The organism is Nocardia sp. NPDC059764 (assembly GCF_042732555.1).
Taxonomy (GTDB): domain Bacteria; phylum Actinomycetota; class Actinomycetes; order Mycobacteriales; family Mycobacteriaceae; genus Nocardia.
This window is the reverse complement of sequence record NZ_JBHWHH010000267.1, coordinates 1-7,193: the sequence shown is the minus strand read 5'-3', so window position 1 is coordinate 7,193 and position 7,193 is coordinate 1. Positions and strand designations below refer to the sequence as shown.

Annotated in this window: 6 protein-coding genes; 2 read left to right on the top strand and 4 right to left on the bottom strand. The window is 71.0% G+C overall.

Translation table 11 applies throughout. The annotated features are described in order from the left end of the window. The 4 genes from ACFV4K_RS33810 to ACFV4K_RS33795 all read right to left on the bottom strand — a co-directional run. Positions 1-1,544, bottom strand: a 1,544-nt coding sequence (locus ACFV4K_RS33810) for a serine/threonine-protein kinase (RefSeq protein ID WP_379280365.1), incomplete at its 3' end; no start/stop codon positions are given. Between the two features lie 267 nt (positions 1,545-1,811). Then, on the bottom strand, positions 1,812-2,687 hold the full coding sequence (locus tag ACFV4K_RS33805; protein WP_379280364.1) for an arylamine N-acetyltransferase: 876 nt from the start codon (positions 2,685-2,687) through the stop codon (positions 1,812-1,814). Positions 2,688-2,787: 100 nt separating this feature from the next. Next, positions 2,788-3,732, bottom strand: coding sequence for an NAD-dependent epimerase/dehydratase family protein (locus tag ACFV4K_RS33800; protein ID WP_379280363.1), 945 nt, complete (start codon positions 3,730-3,732; stop codon positions 2,788-2,790). Positions 3,733-3,866: 134 nt separating this feature from the next. Continuing rightward, positions 3,867-4,841, bottom strand: a complete 975-nt coding sequence (locus ACFV4K_RS33795; RefSeq protein WP_379280362.1) for an alpha/beta hydrolase family protein — start codon at positions 4,839-4,841, stop codon at positions 3,867-3,869. Positions 4,842-4,961: 120 nt separating this feature from the next. On the opposite strand from ACFV4K_RS33795, the gene ACFV4K_RS33790 reads away from it, so the two are divergent. Then, on the top strand, positions 4,962-6,140 hold the full coding sequence (locus ACFV4K_RS33790) for a winged helix DNA-binding domain-containing protein (protein ID WP_379280361.1): 1,179 nt from the start codon (positions 4,962-4,964) through the stop codon (positions 6,138-6,140). Between the two features lie 190 nt (positions 6,141-6,330). Continuing rightward, the gene (locus ACFV4K_RS33785; RefSeq protein WP_379280360.1) at positions 6,331-6,843 is read left to right on the top strand and encodes a tellurite resistance TerB family protein; all 513 of its coding nucleotides are present in this window, start codon (positions 6,331-6,333) and stop codon (positions 6,841-6,843) included. Positions 6,844-7,193 lie beyond the last annotated feature (350 nt).

Genomic DNA, 7,193 nt, shown 5'->3' with positions numbered 1-7,193 from the left:
GAGCCGCCGCTGTCGACGACCCGCAGCGTCACCGACTTGCTGCCGCTGTTCTTGGTGCTCAGGCTGGCCAGCGAGATGTCCACGGAGCCATCGGGATTGTTGCTGTCGGTCCCGCGGGCGCCCTCGATGGTCGAGTAGCGGCTGATCGGGTTGTTCGTCCAGTAGGTCTGGAACGCCGTCGCGCTGCCGTACACCTGCTGCGCGGCCGGGGTGAGCCGGGTCCACGCCTCCTGGTACCGCTGCGAGGTGAGGGCGTCGTAGAACTTGTCCACGGCGTCCGCGCCATTGCCGACGCTCACGGTCGAGGCGCTCTTGGTCTGGCCCAGGCCCGAGGGCGTGCCCTTGGTGGAGCTGGCCGAGGTCGAGGCCTTCACCGAGGTGGTGGCACCGCCCGCGCCGGGCGAGTCGTTCGAGCCGGAGTCGCCCATCATGCCGTAGACGATGCCGCCGGCCACCACGACGACCGCGGCGAGCAGGATCCAGACGAGCTTCTTCTTGCCGCCCGGCTCCGAATCCGGTTCCGGCGCGGGGTGATTGCGGGTCGGCGGGCCGCCGTTGGGGACCGGCCGCGGCGGCGGGGTCTCGAGCAGCTGGGCCTGGCTCATGGCGCCGGTCGGGATGTCGGCGTTGGCCGACGAACGGCGTTCCATCTGCCGGGCCTGCAGGCGCGGCGCGGCGCCGCCCTGCGGGGTGATCGGGCCGGAGCGACGGGCGAGCACGCGGGTGGCCTCGGCGTCCGGGCCGACCTCGGCGAATTCGGCCATGATGTCGCGCACGTCGAGCATGCTCGGCCGGTCCTCCGGCTCGAAGCTGAGCAGGCTGAGCAGCAGGTCCGACAGCGGCCCGGCATTGCGCGGCTCGCTGATCTGACCGTTGGCGGCGGCGTAGAGCAAGGCCAGCGGATTCGGGTTGGTGCCGTAGGGCGGTTCGCCTTCCAGGGCGTGGAAGAGCGTGGCGCCCAAGGCGAAGACGTCGGCGGCCGGGGTCGGTTCCGCGCCACGGGCGACCTCGGGGGCGAGGTAGGCGGCGGTGCCGGAGATGAGCCCGGTGGCGGTGAGGGTGACGTCGCCCTTGGACTTGGCGATGCCGAAGTCGGTGATCTTCACCGCGCCGTTGTCGCCGAGCAGGATGTTGCCGGGCTTGACGTCACGGTGCACGATGCCGGCGCGGTGCGCGGCGATGAGCGCGGAAGCTACCTGTTCGCCGATGCGCGCGCACTGCGGCAGCGGCAGCGTGCCCGAGGCGGACAGCACCACCGCGAGGCTCTGCGAGGGCAGGTACTCCATGATCAAGCACGGGTCGCCCTCGTGCTCGGTGATGTCGAAGACGACGATGGCGTTCGGATGCTGGAAGCGGGCCGCGTTGCGGGCCTCGCGCGCGGCGCGCTGCTTGACGATGTCCTTGTCGGCATCCGACAGGCTCGGCTGGGTGAGGATCTGCTTGATCGCGACGGATCGTTCCAGCCGCTGGTCGACGGCTCGCCAGACGACACCTGTGCCGCCGCTACCAATCCGTTCGACCAGGCGGTAATGCCCTGCGATCACTTGGCCGGTTTCGATGGCACTACTCCGAGGTTCTTCGAGATGACTGTGACAATGCGGTTGCCCGCGCGTTTCCCCGCACGAGTGTAGCGGGCGACGCGCGGATCGCCGACGTCAGCGTGAGATATGGCGGAGATCTCGATGAGATCTGCGCCGCCCGTCGACGACCCGCTCGTGACCCGGTTGACGTATGCGCTGGTCGCGACCCATACATGACCAGACATAGACCGATCGGTTTGGTGCGTGTTTGCTCCCGCACACCGACCGAGTTCAGCTACTTTTCACCGCCGCGGCCCACTCCGCGCGGACCAACCGGGCGGCGTCGTCGGCATCGAGCTCGATATCGAAGACCTCCGCGAGCACCATGGGCAGCTCGGCAACCTCGAGCTCGCGCACCTCCTCCGAACCGTCGGGATGGTGCGTGGTCCAGGTGGTGCCGTCGATCTGGTGGTGAGCGTCGGGCAGGAAGCGCTGCACGAAGGGCCGCAGGGTGAACGGCGAACGCGCCGAGGTGGACACGTAGTGGTTCCCGACCGCGAAATCGACACGATACTGCGGGGTGATGGCGAAGGTGTGCCGGTCCACCCAGCCGTCCTTCCCGAACTGGTACAGCGTCCACAGCTCGCCACCGACCGCGTCGGCGGTCCGCTCCAGCCGGAAACGCCATGCGCCCGCACCGAATTCACCGCGGTCGGGGGCCAGCTCGATCGGTTCCAGGGGACCGAAGCCGAACCCGACGTCGCACAGCCACAGCCGGTCGTCGTCGGCGGTCTTCACCCGCAGCAGCGCATGAGTGGCCGGGCGCAGGCCGGTCGCCCCCAGCGTGACCCGGCCGGACATGGCGGTGAATTCGAAGCCGAGCCGTTCCAGCGCGGCCGCGAACAGTCCGACGTTCTCGTAGCAGTAGCCGCCGCGCCGCCGCCGGATCAGCTTGTCCTGCAGCGCTTCCAAGTCCAGGGGGATGCCGCGGCCGAGGATGATCTCGAGGTTCTCGAACGGGATCGTGGTGGTGTGGGCGCGCACCAGGGCGCGCAGGGTCTCCAGGGTGGGCGTGCGCGCACCGGTGAATCCGATCCGGTCCAGGTAGGCGTCGAGGTCGAGCTCCGCGCCCAGCCAGGTGTAGGTGGGGTCCGCCGGTGTGTTCATCACTGCCTTCCTTCGCGCCCGATTCGCGTGGATCATCCGTCTTCCGTGGTGATCAACGGTAGTGGGCGCGGCGGTGTTCCGGCGCGACCGGACCGCCGGGTCAGGCGTGGACGCGCGCCAGGGTGCGCAGTCCCTCGCGGTAGCTCGGATAGCGCGGCGCCCAGCGCAGTTCGGCCCGGGCCTTGGCATTGGAGGGGCGGAGGGAGAAGTCGAGCATCTGGGCCGCGGTCAGCGGGGAGGTGATGCGCATCAGGCGCGGCGGCACCCGCAGCGGCGGGCGCGCGCCGACGGCCGCGGCGGCGGCGTCGAACATGGCCTCCCAGGTGGCGGGCTCGTCGTCGACGATGTTGTACGCCTGGCCGGGTACGCCGCGTTCGAGGGCGGCCACGGTCGCGGCGGCGGCGTCCTCGACGTGCACGAAGCCGGTGTGCCCGGTGGTCGCGCTGGGCAGCGGGAACAGTCGCCGCCGCAGGGCGCGGGTGAAGGACGCGGACGCGCCGGGTCCGTAGAAGACGCCGTAGCGCAGCGCGATTCCGTCGATGCCGGGCGCCCGCCAGGCGTGGCATTCGGCCTCGTGCAGCGCCCCGATGAGGCCGTCGTTGACGTCGCCGGGGATGCGGCCGAAGGGGTCCTGCTCGGTCACCGGCCGCGGGCCGTGGTCGCGCATGCCGTAGCCGAAGATCACCGATTGCGTCAGGTACCGGCGCGCGCCCGCGCGCTGGGCCAGTTCCACCAGGTGCTTGCCGCCGGTCTCGCGTAAGGCGTTGGTGCGCAGCAGCCCCGGCGAGTGGTAGTGGGTGGGCGGCGAGTTCCGGAAGGCGGTGAGCTCGTGGATGACCGCGTCGGCGGTGAGCCGTTCGGTGACACGCAACAGTTCCGAGCGATCCATCACATTGGCGACCAGCGGGGTGGCTCCGAGCGTCCGCGCGACCTCCGCGCCGCGGCCGTCGCGGGTGAGCGCGTACACCTGGTGCCCGCGGGCGCGCAGCGCCGTCACCAATGGCCGCCCGATCGCCCCTGTCGCTCCCGCCACCACGACTTTCATTGCGCTTCATCCCGTCTCGCCCTGCCGATGCCGGGGCCGAGCCTAGTGTTCGGCGCCCGATCGTGCGGCACGGCGGTCGGCCGGCGCGGGGCGCGGCGTCGGGAGCGGTTACCGGGCGCGCGCGGGACCGGTTGTCAGGCCGCGCATTTGGCGTTCGCCGGGGCCGGCGGGGCGGTGTTGACGCCCGCGCCGACATCGATCGTGTAGTCGTGATCGCCGCCGAGGGGTTCGGTGCCCTGCAGCAGTCGCATGACCGCGCAACCGGATTCGAAGAACACCGGATTGATGCCGTGCTCGCCGGGCACGACGCGGCCGTCGAGATCGCGGCCGCTGACGACGGTGTACATGGACACCCGCTTGCCCGCGAGCATCAGCGCGGCGCGCATCTCCATCGAACTGGTGTAGGGCACCACCGTATCCGCCGGGCCGTGCACCAGCACCGTCCGCTGGACGTCGATGCGCCCGGGCATGAGCACCGGCGAGCGGTCGATGTAGGCCTGCGGGCAGGTCAGCGGAATACAGCCGCCCGCATCGCGTTCGATCTCCGGCCGCAGTTGCTTGCCGGCCAGATTGGCTTCCAGCCAGGCGGTGAGATCCCCGGCGTGGCCGAAGGTGTCGACCCAGTAGTCGTAGGTGCCGGGCGGGGCGTAGGCGGCGGCCAGTCCGCTGGTGACGCCGCCCTGGCTCCAGCCCCACAGCACGGTCGGTCCGAGGCCGGGGTGTTCACCGCGATACCACCGGGTGGCGGCGACGGTGTCGCGCCAGCCCGCCCACACGTTCCACTCCCCCGTGCGCCACACGCCGGAGTCGGCGCGCTGGTCCATGGTGACCAGGGCGGCGCCGGTGTTCTTGACGATCGAGGCCATGTAGTCGGGGAAGTCGCTCGCGCTGCCGTCGTGGCCGTGCACCGCCACGATGAGCGCGCGGGCCCCGCCCTCGGGTTCGTAGACGCGGCCGGTGGCGGTCTCGCCGTCGACGGCGAGGCTGATCGGCCGCACGGACACGCCGTCGTCGGCCGCGCCCGCGATGCCCGGTAGCCCGACCATGGCCGCCGCCACCACGCCCGCGACCGCACCGATTACCCGCAACCCTCGCCGATGAGCACGCACGTCCGGCATCGTCGCATGTCCGGGCGGTCCGGTCGGGAACCCACGCCGGGCCGGTCGGCGCGCCGGAACCGATGTGCCGGGGTGTGCCCGAATCAGGCTGCCGGCGGCTAGGATTCGACCATGCGTTCGATGGATGCCGCGGAGCGGCGGGCTCGACTCGGGGTGCGGCACCGGCTGACGGCGGCGGAGCGCGGCGACTCGGTCGAGTCGATCGTGCGGTCCCTGGTGGTGTTGCACGCGACCGACCCGGCCACCGTGTACCTCTCCGTCGCGGCGCGCTCGGCGGAGCTGGAGACCGGCCACGTGGAGAAGTCGCTCTACGACGACCGGACCCTGCTGCGCATGCTGGCCATGCGGCGCACCATGTTCGTCGCACCCGTCGATCTGGTGCCGGTGCTGCAGGCCGCGGTCGCCGACGCGCTGGCGCACAAGCAGCGCAAGACCTACGGGCGCTATCTCGAACAGTCCGGCGCGGTGCCCGGCAATGTCGTGAAGTGGTGGAACGCGGTCGAGTCGAAAACGCACGACGCCTTGCTGGCCCGCGGCGCGGCGACGGGAGCGCAGCTGAGCAAGGAGGTGCCCGAGCTGCGGACCCAGGTGGACACCGCGCCGGGCAAGCCGTACTCCAAGCCCACCAATATCACCACCTGGGTGCTGGTCACGCTCGGCTGCGAGGGCCGAATCGTGCGCGGCCGCCCCAATGGAACCTGGTCCAGCAGCCAATACACCTGGGCGCCCATCGAATCCTGGCTGCCCGACGGGATCGCGGTCATGCCGGTCGAGGACGCCCGCGCCGAGCTGGTCCGGAAGTGGTTGCGCGCCTTCGGTCCCGCGCCGGTGAGCGATCTCAAATGGTGGACCGGCTGGACGCTGGGCGAGGTCCGCAAGGCGCTGGCGCTGGTGGACACGATCGAGGTGGACCTGGGCGGGGAGACCGGCCTGGTGCTGGCCGACGATCTGGAGCCCACGCCCGCCCCGGAACCGTGGGCGGCGTTGCTGCCCGCGCTGGATCCCACGCCGATGGGCTGGCAATCGCGCGACTGGTATCTGGGGCCGCATCAGCCCGCCCTGTTCGACCGCAACGGCAATATCGGCCCGTCGGTGTGGTGGGACGGCCGCATCGTCGGCGGCTGGGCGCAGCGACCGGACGGCGACATCGCCTGGCGGCTGCTCGAGGATGTCGGCGCCGACGCCGAGCGCGCCATCGCCGCCGAGGCGGACCGGCTGCGCGGCTGGTACGGCGAGGTCCGCCCGATCCCCCGCTTCCGCACGCCGCTCGAACGCGAACTGTCCGCCTGACCCTCCGGCCCCGCGCGCGGCGCGCCCGATGATCACAGGCGCGCCGAACGCGGTTGCTGTGCGCGAGTATTCGGAGAATTTCTGCGGGCCCCGCCGCGGCGGACTGTTACTGTCGACCGTGTTGTTCGCACGATCCGGGCCCGGACTCGGGGAGGTCCACGGGTTCGGCCATTTCTTCGGAGTGTGTGTCATGGCGTTCTCGAATCGGCTGGTCTCCCCGGCTGCCCCGCGCACCGATCCGGCCGCCGCCGCGCCCGCCGGATCCCCGGACGCGCGGCCCGCACCGTATCTCACCGGGTTGCCGGGACGGCTCGACGAGCAGTGGGGCGATCCCTTCCGCGATGCGGCGCTGGGCATGTGCGCGGTGTTGTCCGCGACCGACGGCCGCATCGATCCGGCGGCGCGGATGCGGGTCGCACAGATGGTCGGGGCGCACGAGGTGCTCGGCCGCCGGCCCGCCGAGGACCTGCGAAACCGGTTCGAGGACAACTGCGCCCGGCTCATCATGGATCCGGCGTTCGGCCACGCCTACGTGATGGCCCAGATCGCCAAGGCCACCGAATATCCCGACCAGGCGGCCGCCGTGCTGCGCATCGGATTGACGGTGGGGCGAACCGATGGCGAACTCGGAGCACACGCGGCCACGGTGATTCGCGAGGCATGTCAGGTGCTGCGGTTGGACCCACGGGAATTCGGTCTGTAAAGCCCCCCTGGCTTTTGCTGGACATTGCCCGGAGCCGTCGCGCATTCTTGGGTCGTTTGCTGCCCAGCGAGGGGATCCACTCTGCATGGCGATCCAAGGGTTTCTCAATATCCTGCTCGACACCGTCCACCCGAATCGGGGCTGGCGGTACTGCGGATGGTGCGAAGGTACCGGGGCCGCAGGCTATTCCGAGGCGGGTTCGGCCATCCTGTGCACCGGCTGCGGGGGCATCGGCTGGCTCGTCGACCCGCCCGTTCCCCGGGCCTGAACCGGCTCCGAGCAGCGACGCGGCCCCGGGCGCATGGCACTCCCGGGCCCCGGGGACGCCACAAATTACGCGCGACAAATCG